This window comes from Acinetobacter sp. AB03, from assembly GCF_058107045.1.
Window position 1 is genome coordinate 2,330,151 of sequence record NZ_JBUEBA010000002.1, and the last position, 17,786, is coordinate 2,347,936.

Below are 17,786 nucleotides of genomic sequence, written 5' to 3' on the forward strand. Positions count from 1 at the left end.
GTCATGTCCGCAAATCAATATGATGTCTTAGTTTTAGGTGCAGGTGCATCTGGCTTAATGACAGCCTATATGGCAGCTCAACGCGGACGAAAAGTGGTCATTGTAGAAAAAGCCAATAAAGTCGGCAAAAAAATTCTCATGTCGGGTGGGGGTAAATGTAACTTCACCAACCTCTATGTCGAACCAAGCAACTTTATTTCACATAATCCACACTTTGTGATTTCAGCCCTCACTCGCTATACCAATTGGGACTTTATTGGGATGGTTTGTGAATACGGGATCGAATATGAAGAGCGTAAACACGGACAGCTGTTCACCCTAAAAGGTGCCAAAGAAATTTTAGCTATGCTGTTGAGCGAGTGTGAAAAAACAGGTTTGGTCGACATTAAAACCAACTGTGAAGTAAAAGCCATTACCGCACTCGATGAGCAGAGTTTTCAAATTGACACGACACTAGGGTATTTTGAAGCCGAATCTGTGGTCATTGCGTCGGGTGGTTTATCTATTCCGACCTTAGGTGGCTCAGGGATTGGCTATGAAATTGCAAAGCAATTTGGGCATCATGTTTATCCAACCCGCGCGGGTTTGGTGCCTTTTACCTTCTCGGATAGCTTTAAAGAAGTGACCACACGCTTAAGTGGCAACGCGGTCGATGCAACTTTATCGAATGACTTAAACGCTTTCACCGAAGCCCTTTTATTTACTCATCGTGGGCTCAGTGGGCCAAGCTCGCTACAACTGTCGAATTATTGGGATGTAGGACAAAGCTTCAAAATTGACTTCTTGCCAAGTGTGGATTTGCACGACTATTTAAAAGCCAAGAAACACAGTCAACCCAAAGCCCTGCTTCGCACTTTACTTGGTGAACACTTTCCAAAAAGTGTGGTGGTTGAACTGCAAAACCTCATTTGGCCTGAACTGGCTGAAACAGCGATTGGCCAACTGTCAGATGAGAAACTGGAGCACATTGCCACGCGCTTACATGCGTTTGAAGTCAAACCATCAGGAACCGAAGGCTACCGTACTGCTGAGGTGACTTTAGGTGGTGTAGATACCACAGAAGTTTCATCGAAAACCATGGAAAGTAAAAAGCAAAAAGGCTTGTACTTTGTTGGCGAAATACTGGATGTCACAGGACATTTGGGCGGATTTAACTTCCAATGGGCATGGTCATCTGCACATGCCGCATCAGAATATGTCTAAGCCATCTGCTTAAATGATAAATTATTCTAAATAATCAGTGCGTAGCAGTACGCACTGCTTTTGCTTCTGCTGACGGGCAAGCGCTAAGTCCATTTTCGCAATGGCAATATGGACATGGCTCGGCTGAATCACTGAACGTTTCATCATCAATGTTTTTTTTAATATTTGCATCATCTGTTTTTTCCTTTTTAAATTGCAATTTATAAAAATAAATCGTGAAATGTCCATGCAGCTATCACAAAAGTATAGGCATGTAAGTATTTCTAATTTATGAAATATCCATATTCCACATGCATCAAACATACCAAATTAAAGTTCATTCCACACTATAGACTTTTGTATTATTTTTCATCAGATTCATCCGCATCACAACCTTCAATTGCCGCAGTCGGTATTCTTTCAGCATTAGCGTGTGTTGTTGTATCGATTTTCGGTTTTGCAAAGACAAATTTATAAGCACTCACAAAAAATCCAACCGTAATACCCGCGATGATGATTGGGGCAAAATATTTATTTGGGGCTTTTTTTGACATCAGTTTACTCCAATAAAAAACACCAACCGCCATCAGCGGTCGGTGTTTAGTGTGATTAATTTAGTCTGGATCTTTGGGGTGAACATCAATATCTTGTTCGGCCTCACCCGTTGAACCAAAAGGTTTATTTAAAGGTTTATGTGCAGGATCGACCTCTGCTGTAGTTGGAATATCATCTGCATGTTGATATTCCTCTGCAACCGTTGGTGTATCCATTTGCTCTTTCAGTGAGGCATGTTCTTCTTTGCCTTGTGCGGATTGCGTGCTTTCAGCTTTGGCCTGATAAAGTGGATTCGGTTGCGCACCTTCTTTTTTGGCTTTATCCAACAAATCGGTCAAAACCCGTTCCGCAGGTTGACGCCCACCGAGACCAAAAGCCAGTGCAAATGCAATGGCAACCGCACCCAGCGTTAAGCCAAAGGCCAAGTTTACGATTGAATCTGCGATACCCATTGCACGCAAGCCCATCGCCAACACCAAGCCAATGATCAAGACACGTACAATGTTCGCCACCCAACGAGAACTATTGTATTCACCACGCTCAATCACCTGTGCAACCAAGTTCGCCAACCAGAAGCCCACACCCAAAATGACTGCACCCAATAGGATGTTTGCACCAAACTGGATAAACATCGCAATCAAACCACTGATCTGTTCAAAGCCGAGTCGATTTGCTGCTTCAGAGACCGCAAATAACATGGTAAAGAACACAATGAAATAACCCACGACGCAAGACGCTTTGGTGTTTCCTAAGAAACGTTGCAAGCCAACTTTGTTTGGAATGTCATCTACACCTGTTCCCGACAAGACTTCAACCACAAGACTTGCGACAAAACGTGACACCACATAGGCCAAAATTAAAATTAATGCCGCTGCAATGATGTGCGGAATTGCATTCATGATTTCATACAGCATGGCCGTCGCTGGTTGAGAAATTGCATCAATGCCTAAAGCTTCAAACGCAATAATCAGCGCTGTGATAATAACCATTGCAAAAACAAAAGATCCGAGCACTTTAGCCAAATCTGAGTTTTTAAACAGTCCTACTTTTTCAACCTGTTTTTGTACATCTAGGCTTCTCAATAAGCCCTCAATAATGCCCCGTACAATTTTGGCTAGAATATAACCTGCAAAAACAATTACACCCGCAATAAAGATATTTGGTAGATACAGTACGGCTTCATTGACCATATTTTGGATCGGAAAGAGCAGCCCAGTCAGACCGAGTATCGACAAAACAATGGGTAAGAATAGTAATAAAATCAACCAATAGACAATTTCACTGATGTTTTGACTCAGCGTACTGACTCCGACATCCTGACTGAGTTTTTCATCTAACTGAGTTCGATCCAATCCTTTTTGTAAACCCACTTTGACCAGCTTTGCCACAATCCAGCCAATAAAGCCCACAGCAACAGCAGCCAACAATTGTGGTATAAACAACAAGAACTGTTGAACCATATTACTAAATGGCCCACTTACACTGGTGAGATTGAGAACATTAAGTGCACCGATCACCGCAATAATCAAGATGAGCCAAAACACAACTCGAGAAATAATATTTTCAATATTCGAGCGATGGCCAGTAGCACTGGAAAGTTTTTGGTTGGTCCCGAGTTTGGTTAAAACCTTTTTCACAGCACCTGCAATCAATAATGCAATAATCCAACCAATGATCAGGATGGCGATTGCGGACAGGATTGGGTGAAACTGGTCCCAATAATACATCGCATCAAATCGACCCTGATGCCCTACATAATCATTCATTTTGTTCTCCCTCTTGTTGTGTCTACATCACAGCGACCTTTGCTCAACTACAGATTTTAGTTTTGAAGTGATTGTCTGCCATGAGGTATGAATGAGAAATGGAATACCTTTTGATGACTGCTAAAGAAAAAACCCCTGTACATTACAAGGGCTTTAGTCACATTTAGCGGTCAGTTGCAGTCGCCGTATTGCCGTCACCTGCTGTTGCAGTGGTGCTATTATTCGGTGTTGCAGGCTCTGCGCTCGGATTCGGATGACCTGGAGGCGCCTCATTCGGATTTGGCTTGGTATCTGCAAACATATAAAATAATAATGCGATTAAGAAAATTCCGACCAATGCCAATATATACAAGGGCACGCGTTTTTTCTTCTGTCGCTCCTCTGGCGTTTGTACATGGGACGGTTTATTGAAATCATGTGGCATATGTTCCCCCTCAATTTTCTATTATCAAGTTGTCGAATTCTCATACTAACAACTGCTTGTGTAGCATTGTGTTTCAAAGCATAGTGAGATAGTAAACAAGCGCTTTATTTTAAGTTAAATTGTTATTTTTTATGGTTTTAAAAAAAGTCACTCTTCTGTCAAATCAATGTTAAAGGTCATATAAAAAGTATTTCATATAGGCGTAGACAAAAAGAGTCTGGCGAACAGCGCTCTTCAACTGAATTTGCGCTATAATTATGCACCTTGTTTTAGCTGTTTTTGGACTTTATGGCATATCGTCAACAAAGTGTAACGCTTGATTTAGACACTGATGTTACGCACCAATGTCATTTGCACTACACGCGAGACCAACATCTTATTGGTATTATTGAATTTTCTAAGCCTAGTTATATTCTAAAATGGGGCGATCTGGAGTTTTTCCGTCGTCGTACTGAAGAGTTTTCAGTGATGCCTTTTCCTGAATGTGTCAATGCCATGATTATTGACATTCGAAATGTGCAAGCCTTTTTAGACAATGAAACACCCATCATTCCTTGGCGCTTACTGGAAGAAGAATGTCCTGTGCGTTTAGTTGTACCTCAAGACCGTTTAGATCACTATATTGGACTGTTTGAGCCAACATGGCTGACGACGGATATTGAAACGGCTATTTCTGAAATCCGTGAATATATGGATATGTTTGTGCACTAAGCACTTCTTGATACACATCTGCTCATATCCTCTCATTGCGATTGTGCCCTATCATTTGTTCATAACGTACAGTCGCTTTTATTTTTTAGTTTTTAATCCCCTGCGGAAAGTGTAGGACAGTAAACCGAATCTAACTGACCTTTATATACTGCGTCATAAAACGGATCATCTTCAAAATAAAGCACTTTTCTTTGCTATTGCAGTTTTAGCATATTCTACACGAAAAAAATCCATTCTGTCATGCATCCATAACGAAACGCATAGCCAACCCTGTGGCATTAGACATTAGCCTAATAAAATGAATTAGAAAACTTGAAATGGCACGCATTATGCATAATTTTCTTTTTAATATCAGAGGAATATAGCGATGCACTTATTTAAAGCATTATTAACAAAATATTAAAAATCCCTCTTGAGCAGCAAAAGCAATCTCGATTAAGATGCAGACTAAGCTGTAAAAAAATACCATAAAAAGAACATCTTTTGCACAGAATAAAGCTTTAACCCGATTCTGACGTTTTTGATAAAAACAATGCAATTGATGCTGCAAACAAAAGGAGTTTGTACATGACCATGCAACGTAATCTTTCTGCCCTATTTTGTGCAAGTGCACTTGCGCTGAGCCTCAGTGCATGTAGCGACAACAAAGCACCTGCAACGGATGCAGCTAGCACTGGCGCAGATGCTTCACAGTCAGGCACTTTAGATAAGATTAAAAAATCAGGAACCATTGTTTTAGGTTACCGTGACTCCTCTATTCCATTCTCCTATATCGCAGACAATCCAAATCAACCTGTCGGTTATGCACATGATTTACAGCTCAAAGTGGTTGAAGCTGTTAAACAAAAGCTGAATATGCCTGATTTAAAAGTTCGCTATAACTTAGTCACCAGCCAAAACCGTATTCCATTGGTTTCAAATGGCACAGTCGATCTTGAATGTGGTTCAACTACAAACAACAAAGAACGCCAGCAACAAGTTGATTTTTCTGTGGGCTTCTTTGAAGTGGGTTCACGTTTACTTACTGCAACCGATTCAGGCGTGAAGGACTTTGCTGACTTAAAAGGCAAAAAATTAGTGACTACAGCAGGGACAACCTCTGAACGCTATATCCGTCAGCATGAAAAAGAACTCGGTATTGGTGAAGTGATTTCTGCCAAAGACCATGCTGAATCATTCTTGATGCTCCAAAGTGGTCGTGCTGCTGCGTTTATGATGGATGACATTTTACTTGCTGGAGAGAAATCGAAAGCCAAAGATCCAAACAAGTGGCACATTGTCGGTACAGCACCAATTCAAGAAGTTTATGGCTGTATGTTACGTAAAGGCGATACTGGCTTTAAGCAAGTGGTTGATGATGCAATTAAAGCCACTTATAGCTCAGGTGAAATTAACAAAATGTACAACAAATGGTTTGAACAACCGATTCCACCGAAAAATATTAACCTGAACTTTGCTATGTCAGACCAACTTAAAGCCTTAATTGCAAACCCACATAACCGTGATCAGTAAACGATAAAGGAAAGATTAATGTTCACTCAGGCAAAGTTTCTTTGCCTGACCTATTTTAGGGGATTGTCATGAATTATACCTGGAACTGGGGCGTCCTTTGGCAATCCACAGGCGTCGGAGATAGCACCTATCTCAGTTGGATTTTAATTGGTTTAGGCTGGCTGGTTGTTATTGCCATTGTGGCTTGGAGCATTGCAATGGTGCTCGGAAGTATTCTCGGCATTATGCGCACGCTTCCCAATAAAACCGCACGTGCTATCGGCACTGGCTACGTCACCATTTTTCGTAATGTACCTCTACTGATCCAATTATTTATTTGGTTTTATGTTGTGCCGAATTTCTTACCTGGCCCGATTAAGTCATGGTGGATTAATGATTTAAGTGCAGGAATAACAGCGCTGATTTCAGCCAGTATTGGTCTTGGACTGTTTACTGCAGCACGTGTCTGCGAACAAGTCCGCACAGGTATTGAAGCTTTACCTACTGGACAGGTCAATGCAGGTTATGCCATGGGTTTTAGTACCGCACAGCTATACCGCTATGTCATTTTACCGCAGTCCTTCCGTACGATTTTGCCGCCTCTGAGCTCCGAGTTGACCAACTGCGTCAAGAATACTTCTGTGGCCTCTTTGGTTGGGGTCTCCGAGATTATTTCGCAGATGAAAACCATCAGCGAATATACGCAGAACACCATCGAAATCTATACCTATGTCACGATTATATTCATCGTTATCAACGTGTGCCTAATTACCTTAATGACGCTGCTTGAAAAACGTTTGCGTGTCCCAGGTTTAATTGCAGGAGCTAAATAATGGAATGGCTCACCGCATTTACCCATGATTTGCAGTTATCTGCACCTGCCCTATGGCATGGTTTAAGTATCACTTTAAAAGTGGTCATCATCGCCACCATTGGCGGTATTTTCATTGGCACGCTGTTGGCACTGATGCGTTTGTCTTCAATTCGCATCTTGAATTTAATTGCCCAAGGCTATGTCAATTTATTCCGCTCGATTCCACTCCTATTGGTATTGATGTGGTTCTACTTTGCTGTACCCTTCATCTACACCACAGTCACGGGAAATTACCTGACCATTGATACCGCTTTGGTCTCAAGTATTGTGGCGTTCATGCTGTTTGAAGCGGCTTATTTCTCGGAAATTGTACGTGCAGGAATTCAATCAATTCCTAAAGGACAGTCTGCCGCGGCTTATGCACTAGGCATGACCTATGGTCAATCCATGCGCTTAATCATTTTGCCGCAAGCCTTTCGCAAAATGACACCGCTGCTGTTACAACAAACCATCATCTTGTTCCAAGACTCAACCATGGTATACGCCATTGGACTACTCGACTTCTTCCGCACCAACTACGTGCGGGGCGATTTGATGTCTCTATTAACGCAATATATTTTATTTGCTGGCTTGGTGTATTTCACCATCAGTATGCTAGCCACATATGCAGTAAAACGATTACAAAGGAGGTTAAGCGTATGAGCGACCAAAAAGTAATGATTGACCTCCAAAATGTCAGTAAATGGTATGGCGATTTTCAAGTCTTAACCGATTGCACCACACAAATTTGCCAAGGTGAAGTGGTGGTGGTCTGTGGTCCATCAGGCTCAGGAAAATCGACCCTGATTAAAACAGTGAATGGACTGGAAGCCTTCCAACAAGGTCAAATCACAGTCGATGGAATACCCATCAAAGACCCGAAAACAGATTTGACCAAATTACGCAGCCGTGTAGGTATGGTGTTTCAGCACTTCGAGTTGTTTCCGCATCTCAGCATTACTGAAAATTTAACCATTGCCCAAATTAAAGTATTGGGACGCTCTGAAGCTGAAGCGAAAAAGAAAGGCTTAGGCTATTTAGAACGGGTTGGGCTGAGTGCACATGCACATAAATTTCCAGCACAACTTTCAGGTGGACAACAACAACGTGTCGCAATTGCCCGTGCATTAAGCATGGATCCGATTGCCATGTTGTTTGATGAGCCTACATCGGCGCTTGACCCTGAAATGATTAATGAAGTTCTTGATGTGATGGTCGAGTTGGCACATGAAGGCATGACCATGATGTGTGTCACCCATGAAATGGGCTTTGCCCGCCAAGTCTCCAACCGTGTGTTATTTATGGATCAAGGTAAAATTGTTGAAGACTGTAGCAAAGATGATTTCTTTAACACCAAACGTGGTGATCGTGCTCAACAGTTCTTAGACAAGATCTTGCACTAGTACAGACGTCTTATCCCACCTTAAAAAAAGCAGATCATACGATCTGCTTTTTTAATTCACGCTCTAGTCTAAAACCAAGCGCGCATTGGTGGCTTGAACAGGACGATTATTCGGATACCCCATCAGTGCAGCGAAGTTTGTGATTTGCTGTGCTGATGCCTGCTGAATATCTTTTAAGACCACCCAACGTACACCTTCAGTACACGGCGGTGTCGTGAGCGAACCATTAAAGCGGTAGTACTCGCGATGTGTCGGCAGAAATTGATCTGCGTTTAAATTGAGTGCTTTTTGGGGTTGCCTATATTGCTGCCATAGTCCATCAAGTGCTTGATTCTTTTTCCCTTGTTCATACATCACCGCAACCACAGCCAGCTCGCCTTTTTCAGAAGCATGAACTAAATGTAATTCCATCGGAAAACTTTTGCCGTGGATCGTATTTTCAGAAGGGCTATGTAAATGCATTTGTAATAATTGAAATCGTTCTCCCTCTAAACTTAAATAACTGCCTTGCTGAATATTGGCTTGTAAAGTATGAGGAAGCTTCACGATACTCGTTGCAGCCGTTTTATAATCAAAATCAAGTGGTGCAAGGTCTGCTGAAATCACATGCTCGATATTAATGGGCGATTGATTATGCCCCGCACAAGTTTGGTATTTGCTATTGAGCTGGCTCCAATACTGCGGTGCTGTTTGTGCTTGATAACTCCAATCCGAAATTACTTCACTACTGGCCCAAGCCATCACACATGGGAGACCAAACAATGTTGCTATTAGTTTTTTCTTCATCATAATCCATCAAAAAATATCAGTTTAAAACGCCCCAATATCCTCTAAGAAATCACGCTCAAGCAGCAAAACCTAAAATGCCAATTCTGCTGCTTGTCTTTGTTTTTTGTGCAAACTCTGTAATCATCACTTTTCAGCAAAAAGCCAATATTGCCCGACTATTTTTTCTCGTTGTAGATGAAAAATGCTGAAATAGGACTGATCATATATGACAATAATTACAATTAATTACATATAGTTATGTGATTATTCATGTTTTATCTGTGATAAATGGCTTTGTTGCACAAAGATTTCATAACTATATGATTTTAAAAGTTTTGATTATTTTTTGATCCAAAATTAAATTTATTTAAATCAGATGCTTACATATTTATGCAACAAAGCCGTGATAAATTAAAATAAGAATGAGAAAATACAATCATGTTTAAAATTTTTCACTGATGCACAATCAGCACGCACATCTCATGGCATGAGCGTTCCCAAAGAGAACAAAGCAACGGAGACTCAGCTAACAATAACTGCTAACCGAATTTTTTTATCATTTTTTTGTGTTGCTACTTTTTGGGTTTAACTCAAAAGATAAAATATACACCTGTATATTTGAAATAAAAAAAATTAGATAAACATAATATATTCATAAACTTAATATTAATTTATATTTTAACCCATGCACCACTGCAATGCACAAACACCATCATGGTGCACACTTTTGCTTTATATCGAGTCTTGTTATTTTTAAGCAAAACTTAATCAATATTTCCTTTTTGCTGAGATCTTCACGAAATTACAGGCATCAGTATACTGAGTTTCTTTTTGCAAAATTTTGCACTCAAATGGAACCTAAACATGCAAAATATTGACTTACTTTTTCTTCTTCTTGGTGCGGTTTTAGTCCTTGCCATGCATGCGGGCTTTGCTTTTTTAGAACTAGGGACAGTTCGTCATAAAAATCAAGTCAACGCTTTAAGCAAAATTTTAACGGACTTTTCACTTTCCGCAATTGCCTACTTCTTTGTAGGTTATTACATTTCCTATGGACACCATTTTTTCCATATCGGGGATACCTTAGCAGCTGATCATGGTTATAACCTGATGCGCTGTTTCTTCCTGCTCACTTTTGCGGCCGCAATTCCAGCCATTATTTCAGGCGGTATTGCCGAGCGTGCCAAAATGCGCTCACAAGCGATTGCAACCGTGTTATTGGTGGCCTTGGTTTATCCTTTTTTTGAAGGAATCGCATGGAATGGCAACTTTGGTTTACAACAGTGGCTACAAGATACTTTCGGTGCAAGTTTCCATGACTTCGCAGGTTCAGTGGTGGTACATGCTATGGGAGGTTGGATCGCTCTGGCTGCTGTGGTTCTACTCGGTGCACGTGATGGTCGCTACAAAAAAGATGGTCGTGTCAGTGCGCATCCTCCTTCGTCCATTCCGTTCTTGGCTTTAGGTTCATGGATTTTGATCGTGGGTTGGTTTGGCTTTAATGTGATGAGTGCACAGCGTTTGGATGCTATTTCAGGACTGGTGGCGATTAACTCACTTATGGCCATGGTTGGCGGAACTTTAGCAGCCAACTTCGCAGGAAAAAATGACCCTGGCTTCTTACACAATGGCCCTTTAGCTGGTCTCGTGGCAATTTGTGCAGGTTCAGATGTCGTACACCCGATTGGGGCATTGGTGATTGGCGCTATTGCTGGACTGATTTTTGTCAAACTTTTCACCTACACCCAAAACAAGCTAAAAGTCGATGATGTACTCGGTGTATGGCCTTTGCACGGCGTATGTGGTGCCTTTGGTGGGCTTGCAGTCGGGATCTTTGGTCAAAAATGGCTTGGTGGTTTGGGCGGTGTTGCGATGATGTCACAGCTGATTGGTACGCTCTTAGCAATAGGTATAGCTGTTATTGGTGGATTGGTGGTCTATGGCGCTTTAAAAGCCACGATGGGCATCCGTTTAAGTCAAGAAGATGAATTTCGCGGTGCAGATTTATCTATTCATAAAATCTCTGCCAACTCAGATGACAGTATATTCTAAACACATTTCCACTTTAATGCGGCTCACATGGGCCGCTTTTTTTATTCGTATTGAACATGATAAGAGGCTTTTAGCGCTCTAAATAATCAAAAATCTCGGACAATGCCGTGATACTCGGTGCAGACATCTGTACTGAAGGAACATGAAAGCCTGATAACCACAGTGCTTGCATTCCTGCCTGCTGTGCACCTTGTACATCATTGATAGGATGATCACCGATAAATAAACACTGCTCCACATCAACAGCCAGTTGCTGTGCGGTGTCAATAAAAATATCAACTTCGGGTTTGGCTTGGCCAAACAATCCAGAACTATTGATCACATCAAAATAATGCTGAAAACCCAAGCCATTTAATATAGACAGCCGTGTGGCATGACCGCCATTTGAAATAATGGCGAGTTTATATCCAGCTTGCTTTAGACGGGTCAGTGTTTGCTCAGCCTCAGGCATTGCCACAGCACTACGACCAAACTGTTCAAACCAAAAATTGCTTAACGCTTCTAAATGCGGAGCCACCTGCCAGTTTAACTCCTGTAGCAACGCATAAGCCACCGAAGCACCGATGCTGGGATGGGTTAAATGCTCTTTTAAGGGATAACCACCATTGTCAATCCGATTCACAATCGACTCAACCTGTTCCACATCAACGCAGTTAAGTTGGCTTTGATAGATGTCGACAAGGCTTTGACTAAAAGCCGCAACACTTCGCCCACGATGCGTCAAGGTATTATCCAAATCAAATAGAACAGCACGTATCGACATGTTTAAACCTCATGTATTTGAGAGCAAATGTAACACTGAACCGACACTTTGTATTCGCCTTAAAACGATAACCAAAGCACAGATCATGCTAAAGCAGATGAAACAGGGTTTATGTTAAGCCTTGTTTAAGCTAGCGCTGTTGGAATAGCGCTTATTTTCAGAACATGGCCTCACTTGTGTCGGATCAGCAACGTTTTTTCATCCTTCAGTTTTTTATTTTGACGCTGGGTTTTGCCGTATTGTGGCTGCTCTTCCCTGTGGCGGGCACCATCGACTTACAACTGATTCACCCCTTTATGGATCAAACTGGTCATTTTCCACTAAAGCGTGACTGGGCCTTAGCAGAACTGAATCATCGTTATGTTAAAGACATCATCATCGCAGTGTATGTAATTTATTTACTGAAATGGCTCGCTTCGTATAAATGGGCTGCGTTCAAACCCCGCCGTTGGCAAAATGGTTATTTCATTGGCTTAGTCCTCATCAGTACCAGCCTCATTGGGATTTTAAAATCACAATCCGCACATGCCTGTCCATGGGACATGACTCTAGCCACGACACATGATTTCTTTTGGGACTTATCTGCCAGCGCAGGACATTGTTTCCCTGGTGGACATGCCGCGACAGGTTTTGCGCTCTTTGTGGGATATTTCGTATACCGTCTAAATGAACCCAAACGCGCGTGGTTTTATTTGCTTGCTGCCCTGATTTTAGGCTTTGTCATGGGTTGGGCGCAAATGATGCGGGGGGCGCATTTCCTTAGTCACAATTTATGGACGGCATGGGTGATTTGGCTGGTCAATGTACTGGCATATGCGCTGTGTTATAAACAGTTTACACTGTCCAGCCCAACTCAAGCCGAAACTACAGCTTAAAGATCACTTGAACTTGTAAGCCGCCCAATCCTGCACTTTGTCCAAAGTGCAGTTTGGCGCCAATTTTTTCTGCGGCTTTATCGACAATGGACAAGCCCAATCCACTGCCGACTTCCAGATGGTGATGTACGCGATAGAAACGCTTTAAAATATGATCATAAAGTTCTGGCTCAATGCCCGGTCCACTGTCTTCAATTTGAACAATGGCTTGCTGATCTTGCTGATAAATAGAGACATTAATCACACCCTGTTCAGGCGTATATTTAATCGCATTATCCAAGAGATTATAGACAATAGAATGTAAGGCTGAACTTTGAGTTTCTAGCCAAAGTGCTTCATGCTGTTCCAAGCCTAAATCGATGCTTTTGGCTAGCGCCAGCTCCATCAGTTGCTCCATACATTCAACCGCCACATCACTTAGCCCTAGCCTTTGTGTCGGTTCTAAACTTGGTAAGGAAGCATCCTGTTTCGCCAAATTGAGCAGTTGTGACACCAAATGTTGAGTCCGAATTAAGCCTAAACTTAGGTTTTTTAAGGCTTGGTGTTCTGGAAACTCATGCAGCAAAATTTTCATTTGCAAATTCAGTGCTGTAATAGGGGTTCTGAGCTCATGCGCTGCGTCGGCAATAAATTGCTTTTGTTCTTTTTGCGACAGCGAAATGCGTTCAAATAAACGATTCATTTCATTAATGGTCGGAAGAATTTCCAGTGGATAACCGTCTGGCTGAATCTCACTCAGTTCATATGGTTCACGCTGTGCAAGTTCCGCTTTAAACTCATCTAAGGGTTTTAGACTACGTCCAATAATCCAACTCAGCCCCCATAAAGCCAAAGGCATAAACAGTAAATATGGAATCAACATATTGGCCGCCAGCTCTAAAGCCAGCTTTTGTCTTACACTGCGCTGCTGACTGACTTGAATCTGGTACTTTTCTGTTGGCAGCACATAGGTATTCCATAGCCCCTGTGCCGTGTGATGGGTATAAAATCCAGCTTTTTTAACGGGTTGTATTAATAAATCAAACTCATGTTGCCATTGTTCAGGCAGTCCATACGACCAGACATCTACAAATAAATCTTCTTCGTGATAGTGTCTGTCCGCTTCAAATTCACTCTTAATTGGAGCGGGATCATGCGCTGCAACACGCTCTGCCAAATTACGCATTTGTGCATCGAGGATCTCATTGGTCTCTTCAAGGGCAATGCGATACGCTGCAATCACCAACAAACAGCCCATCACAATACTAAATAAAGAGGTATAGGTAATTAGTTGACGCTTTAAGGAAACAGGAGTCGGCTTCGCCATTTTATGCTTCAACCTGCCCCAAACGATAGCCTAAACCTCGAATGGTACGGATAAAGTCTTTGCCAAGTTTGGCACGCAAATGGTGAATATAAACTTCAATGGTATTGCTGTTAATTTCCGAATCAAGGTCATAGAGCTTTTCTTCCAAATTGGTTTTGGAAAAAATTTTATTGGGATGACTGACCAGAGGAATTAAAATAGCCCATTCTCGGTTCGACAAATCAATGGTCTGCCCTTTGTATTTGGCTAAGTGCAAATCTTCATCTAACTCTAGACCTGCATAACTCAAAGTCTGGCTTTGTTTTTGCTGTTTTAACGCGCCACTACGACGTAATAACGCATGAATACGTGCCAGCAACTCATCAAACTCATAAGGCTTAATTAAGTAATCATCCGCACCATGGTTTAAACCATCAACTCGGTTTTGTAATTGATCTCGTGCCGAAATAATCAGCACAGGCAAAGTCGGATAAAGCGAGCGAATATTTTTTAGGACCTGCATCCCATCCATCATCGGCAGGCCCAAATCCAACAACACCACATCAAATGGATATTGTTGTAATTGCTTTAAACCATCAAAACCATTGTTGACCCATACCACATCAAACTGCTGATAACGCAGCAGCGTTTGTGTGGACTCTGCAATCATAAAATCATCTTCAATAATCAATATTTTTGACATGGTCTAAGCGCTCGCTTTGGTCGCAGTACAGTGTTCTAACATATTATTTTTTGAATCAATCACCGTACTTTTTACCCCAAGTAAACTCAGTAAGCTTGGGAACAAATGATCTTGGCTTAATTCTTGGCTTTTTTGTTGCCCTAAGCAAGCGATTTGTTGCGGATTCTGCTTTTGCCATGTTTCTGAAAACCACATCAGCATCGGTACGTGGGTCTGTTGACTCGGTGCAATAGCATAAGGTGAACCATGTAAATACAGACCGTGCTCACCAGTCGACTCACCATGGTCAGATAAATACCAAAAACCTGTTTCAAAGTTTGAGTTTTGCTTCAATACACCAATCAGTTGACTCAACACATGGTCGGTATAAACAATGGAGTTGTCATAACTATTTTTCAGCTGTTCAGGTGTGCAGGCTTGAATGGCATTGGTTTCGCACATCGGTTGGAAAGGCTGAAACTTAGGCGTTGAACGCTTATAGTAAGCTGGTCCATGACTGCCCATTTGGTGTAACACAACTAAACGTGGCGTTTTATCATCAGCCGCAATACCAGCCATATACGCTTTTAAGCTATCCACCAAAATTTCATCGGTACATTCGCCATCGGCTGAACACCATTTTTTCTGTATCGGTTCTGGAATTTTATACTGCTCAACCCGATCACAAACGCCTTTACAGCCAGAGTTATTGTCAATCCATGTCACTTTGTAACCAGCACGCTGTGCAAGATCTAATAAACCTTCACGGTGGTGCGCTAACTGTGCATCATAGTTTTCACGTGGCATGCCTGAAAACATACAAGGCACAGAAACCGCAGTGGCTGTCCCGCAAGAACTGACTTGATTAAAGTTGATGACATTGAGTTTTTCCAGCTCAGGATTGGTCTTTTTCGCATAGCCATTTAAAGAAAAACTTTCTGCACGTGCCGTTTCACCGACCACCAAAACCATCAATTTCGGCAAGTTTTGCTGTCCGACTTGCTTCACCAAATGAGCATCTTCACCATAAGTCACCAACGGTAAATGCTGCTGTGGTCGATTCTTTTTATAATACGACAGGGTTGAACTGATCGCATTTTGCGGTGAAATCATCCCTTTGAGATCACGATGCTCACGGAAAATCGCGGCATAATCAACAAAGAAAATAAACAACATGCCTGCAATCAGTAAAATAGAAACTGCACTACCGAACAGCTTGTGCAATAACACGGTTTTAAAAGGATCACGGCGGATTTTGACCTTAAATAAAACCACTAAAGGTAGTACCACCATCGCCCCAATCCACAGCACAAGACGCCATGACAACAAGTCGCGCACTTCATTTCCATCGGTTTGCATCATGTTTTGAATTTGATCTGGTGTGATCGAAACGCCTAAACTGTTGACAAAATAGGCACTCATTCCACCAATGATGATCAATAACGCAGCCAACCCTTTAGCCATCGGCCGCCACTGTAACAGCTGAAAAACCAAATGATAAAAAGCCAACACCACCAAAATGGTAGCGCCGATAAAGGCATAAGCTTTGAAACCGTGATACGGTGTAAGCAACTGAACTTTCTTGTAGAACATCACGTTTAAAACCACGGCTAACCACAGCGCCAAATAGATGTTAAAGCGCGAAAGTGAAACTTCTTTAAAAATAGACTGCAAATTGAACATTTTAAATCATGTCTTGCTGAGCGGATGCCCCAATGTAGTTTTCTAAACTTAAAACTCGCTTAAATAAAAAAGGCACTGTCTGTGCAGCGCCTTTTTTCTATCACTTAAACATTAAAATTTGTACTCGATGCCCGTACCTACTACAGGTTGTTTGGTTTCAAATGATGCTTGTTCAAGCGTCAAAATCCCTGCGTAACCATAAGCTTTAACTTGCTTAGTAAAGGCATAATCAGCACCTGCAATAAACTGCTGTGCATCAAAGTCATCTTTAGATGTTTTAAAGCTGGTTGAGTTTTGACTGTACTGCGCTTTCACTGTCCAAGCTTTGGCAGTCGGTAAGTTATATTCAGCCCCAACCAACCAGCCTTGTGCATCGTCTATGGCAGCCGCGGCAGCATCATTGCCTTGTACATCCGCCACTTCAGAAGTTTGATATAAGGCTTTCAGTGCCAAACCATTATTCAGATTTACTCGACCAATCGCGCGTAAGGTATCTGCTGCTGCAAAAGCACTGCCTGCCACCCCGCCAGTCACTTCAGGCACTGACGCATTCAAAGTGCCACGTCCTGCAAAGGTTGACGGAATGGCCTTATCATAACCAACCCCTGCAACAAACTTTTTACTGTCATAGACCACTGATGCTGACCAAGCATCGCCCAGACCACGCCCTGCAACTTTTGCCCCGCCTTTAGATTTTTCAATCCCCCCTGCTTCACCTGTTGCTAACAGTGCCGCAGCTTTCAGTTTACCTGCGCCCACTCCCCAAGCAGGTGTTTCATAGACCAGCACGTTATCGACTCGGTTTTCACCCGTGAAAATCCCCGCCACATCGGCTTTGTTGGCCACATAGTTATTAAAGGTATCTACCACTGAAGACAGTTGTTTAACGGGGGTATCAATTTTACCGACTTTCAATGTACCCAATTTCTGGTCTTGTAAGCCAACGAGTAAATTACGCGGAACGAAAGTATCCGTGCTACCGCCATTGTCTACATAGAAGGTAAATTCAGCTTGGTATAGTGCGTTTAAGCGATCTGTCAGCTTCTCTTCACCTTTTAACCCCAAAAACGAGTTGTTAGAGTTTAACTCGACCACATCGCGGTCTTTATTTGGCGAGGCATTGTCTTCAGGTAAATAATCGGCCGTGACATCAATTTCACCATAAAAAGTAGGTGCTGCGAATGTTACCCCTGCCACTAAACTTAAAGCGATTGCGGCTGCAATTTGTGTTTTCATTATCAAAATATCCTACGGTAAATTTGTTACAAATATTACCGTTCAGACATATATGAC

General features: G+C 42.0%; 18 protein-coding genes. 8 read left to right on the top strand and 10 right to left on the bottom strand.

The annotated features are described in order from the left end of the window. The first annotated feature begins 3 nt into the window (after positions 1-3). Entirely contained in the window at positions 4-1,203 is a 1,200-nt protein-coding gene (locus ACY3FQ_RS11820) for a BaiN/RdsA family NAD(P)/FAD-dependent oxidoreductase (RefSeq protein ID WP_201950612.1), read from the top strand. A 21-nt stretch (positions 1,204-1,224) separates the two neighbouring features. On the opposite strand, the gene ACY3FQ_RS11825 is transcribed toward ACY3FQ_RS11820, so the two are convergent. The 4 genes from ACY3FQ_RS11825 to ACY3FQ_RS11840 form a co-directional block, all read right to left on the bottom strand. After that, positions 1,225-1,377 carry a hypothetical protein gene (locus tag ACY3FQ_RS11825; protein ID WP_201950611.1) on the bottom strand — a complete coding sequence of 51 codons (153 nt, stop codon included), beginning with the start codon at positions 1,375-1,377 and terminating at the stop codon, positions 1,225-1,227. 167 nt (positions 1,378-1,544) lie between these two features. Then, entirely contained in the window at positions 1,545-1,736 is a 192-nt protein-coding gene (locus ACY3FQ_RS11830; RefSeq protein WP_201950610.1) for a hypothetical protein, read from the bottom strand. A gap of 60 nt (positions 1,737-1,796) precedes the next feature. Continuing rightward, on the bottom strand, positions 1,797-3,503 hold the full coding sequence (locus tag ACY3FQ_RS11835; protein ID WP_201950609.1) for a mechanosensitive ion channel: 1,707 nt from the start codon (positions 3,501-3,503) through the stop codon (positions 1,797-1,799). A 163-nt stretch (positions 3,504-3,666) separates the two neighbouring features. Beyond that, positions 3,667-3,927, bottom strand: coding sequence for a hypothetical protein (locus ACY3FQ_RS11840; protein WP_489774091.1), 261 nt, complete (start codon positions 3,925-3,927; stop codon positions 3,667-3,669). A gap of 288 nt (positions 3,928-4,215) precedes the next feature. Between ACY3FQ_RS11840 and ACY3FQ_RS11845 the strand changes: the two genes are divergently transcribed. The 5 genes from ACY3FQ_RS11845 (at position 4,216) to ACY3FQ_RS11865 (ending at position 8,385) form a co-directional block, all read left to right on the top strand. Beyond that, positions 4,216-4,638: a hypothetical protein gene (locus ACY3FQ_RS11845; RefSeq protein WP_004694572.1), complete on the top strand. Its 423-nt coding sequence runs from the start codon at positions 4,216-4,218 to the stop codon at positions 4,636-4,638. A 567-nt stretch (positions 4,639-5,205) separates the two neighbouring features. Next, entirely contained in the window at positions 5,206-6,150 is a 945-nt protein-coding gene (locus ACY3FQ_RS11850) for a transporter substrate-binding domain-containing protein (protein WP_489774093.1), read from the top strand. A 68-nt stretch (positions 6,151-6,218) separates the two neighbouring features. After that, positions 6,219-6,962, top strand: coding sequence for an amino acid ABC transporter permease (locus tag ACY3FQ_RS11855; RefSeq protein ID WP_278345200.1), 744 nt, complete (start codon positions 6,219-6,221; stop codon positions 6,960-6,962). Next, on the top strand, positions 6,962-7,645 hold the full coding sequence (locus ACY3FQ_RS11860; RefSeq protein ID WP_005399959.1) for an ABC transporter permease subunit: 684 nt from the start codon (positions 6,962-6,964) through the stop codon (positions 7,643-7,645). Before ACY3FQ_RS11855 ends, ACY3FQ_RS11860 begins: the two co-directional genes overlap by 1 nt. Before the next feature lie 14 nt (positions 7,646-7,659). Next, the gene (locus ACY3FQ_RS11865; RefSeq protein ID WP_489774424.1) at positions 7,660-8,385 is read left to right on the top strand and encodes an amino acid ABC transporter ATP-binding protein; all 726 of its coding nucleotides are present in this window, start codon (positions 7,660-7,662) and stop codon (positions 8,383-8,385) included. Between the two features lie 63 nt (positions 8,386-8,448). Here the strand turns inward: ACY3FQ_RS11865 and ACY3FQ_RS11870 are convergent, their stop codons facing one another. Further along, a complete protein-coding gene (locus ACY3FQ_RS11870; protein WP_489774425.1) occupies positions 8,449-9,171 on the bottom strand; it encodes a carbonic anhydrase in 723 nt (240 codons plus the stop codon). Between the two features lie 846 nt (positions 9,172-10,017). Here ACY3FQ_RS11870 and ACY3FQ_RS11875 point away from each other — a divergent pair. After that, positions 10,018-11,205 carry an ammonium transporter gene (locus tag ACY3FQ_RS11875; protein WP_010326222.1) on the top strand — a complete coding sequence of 396 codons (1,188 nt, stop codon included), beginning with the start codon at positions 10,018-10,020 and terminating at the stop codon, positions 11,203-11,205. Between the two features lie 70 nt (positions 11,206-11,275). On the opposite strand, the gene ACY3FQ_RS11880 is transcribed toward ACY3FQ_RS11875, so the two are convergent. After that, the gene (locus tag ACY3FQ_RS11880) at positions 11,276-11,968 is read right to left on the bottom strand and encodes an HAD family hydrolase (protein WP_005399962.1); all 693 of its coding nucleotides are present in this window, start codon (positions 11,966-11,968) and stop codon (positions 11,276-11,278) included. A gap of 164 nt (positions 11,969-12,132) precedes the next feature. Between ACY3FQ_RS11880 and ACY3FQ_RS11885 the strand changes: the two genes are divergently transcribed. Further along, positions 12,133-12,843, top strand: a complete 711-nt coding sequence (locus tag ACY3FQ_RS11885; protein ID WP_005399963.1) for a phosphatase PAP2 family protein — start codon at positions 12,133-12,135, stop codon at positions 12,841-12,843. Here ACY3FQ_RS11885 and ACY3FQ_RS11890 read toward each other — a convergent pair. The 4 genes from ACY3FQ_RS11890 to ACY3FQ_RS11905 form a co-directional block, all read right to left on the bottom strand. Beyond that, entirely contained in the window at positions 12,833-14,149 is a 1,317-nt protein-coding gene (locus tag ACY3FQ_RS11890; protein ID WP_039889772.1) for an ATP-binding protein, read from the bottom strand. The two genes, ACY3FQ_RS11885 and ACY3FQ_RS11890, sit on opposite strands and share 11 nt — an antisense overlap. 1 nt (position 14,150) lies before the next feature. Then, positions 14,151-14,831: a response regulator transcription factor gene (locus tag ACY3FQ_RS11895; protein WP_004694591.1), complete on the bottom strand. Its 681-nt coding sequence runs from the start codon at positions 14,829-14,831 to the stop codon at positions 14,151-14,153. 3 nt (positions 14,832-14,834) lie between these two features. Further along, the gene (locus ACY3FQ_RS11900) at positions 14,835-16,493 is read right to left on the bottom strand and encodes a phosphoethanolamine transferase (protein WP_039889774.1); all 1,659 of its coding nucleotides are present in this window, start codon (positions 16,491-16,493) and stop codon (positions 14,835-14,837) included. A gap of 111 nt (positions 16,494-16,604) precedes the next feature. Then, the gene (locus ACY3FQ_RS11905) at positions 16,605-17,729 is read right to left on the bottom strand and encodes a porin (RefSeq protein ID WP_005399966.1); all 1,125 of its coding nucleotides are present in this window, start codon (positions 17,727-17,729) and stop codon (positions 16,605-16,607) included. Between the last annotated feature and the right edge of the window lie 57 nt (positions 17,730-17,786).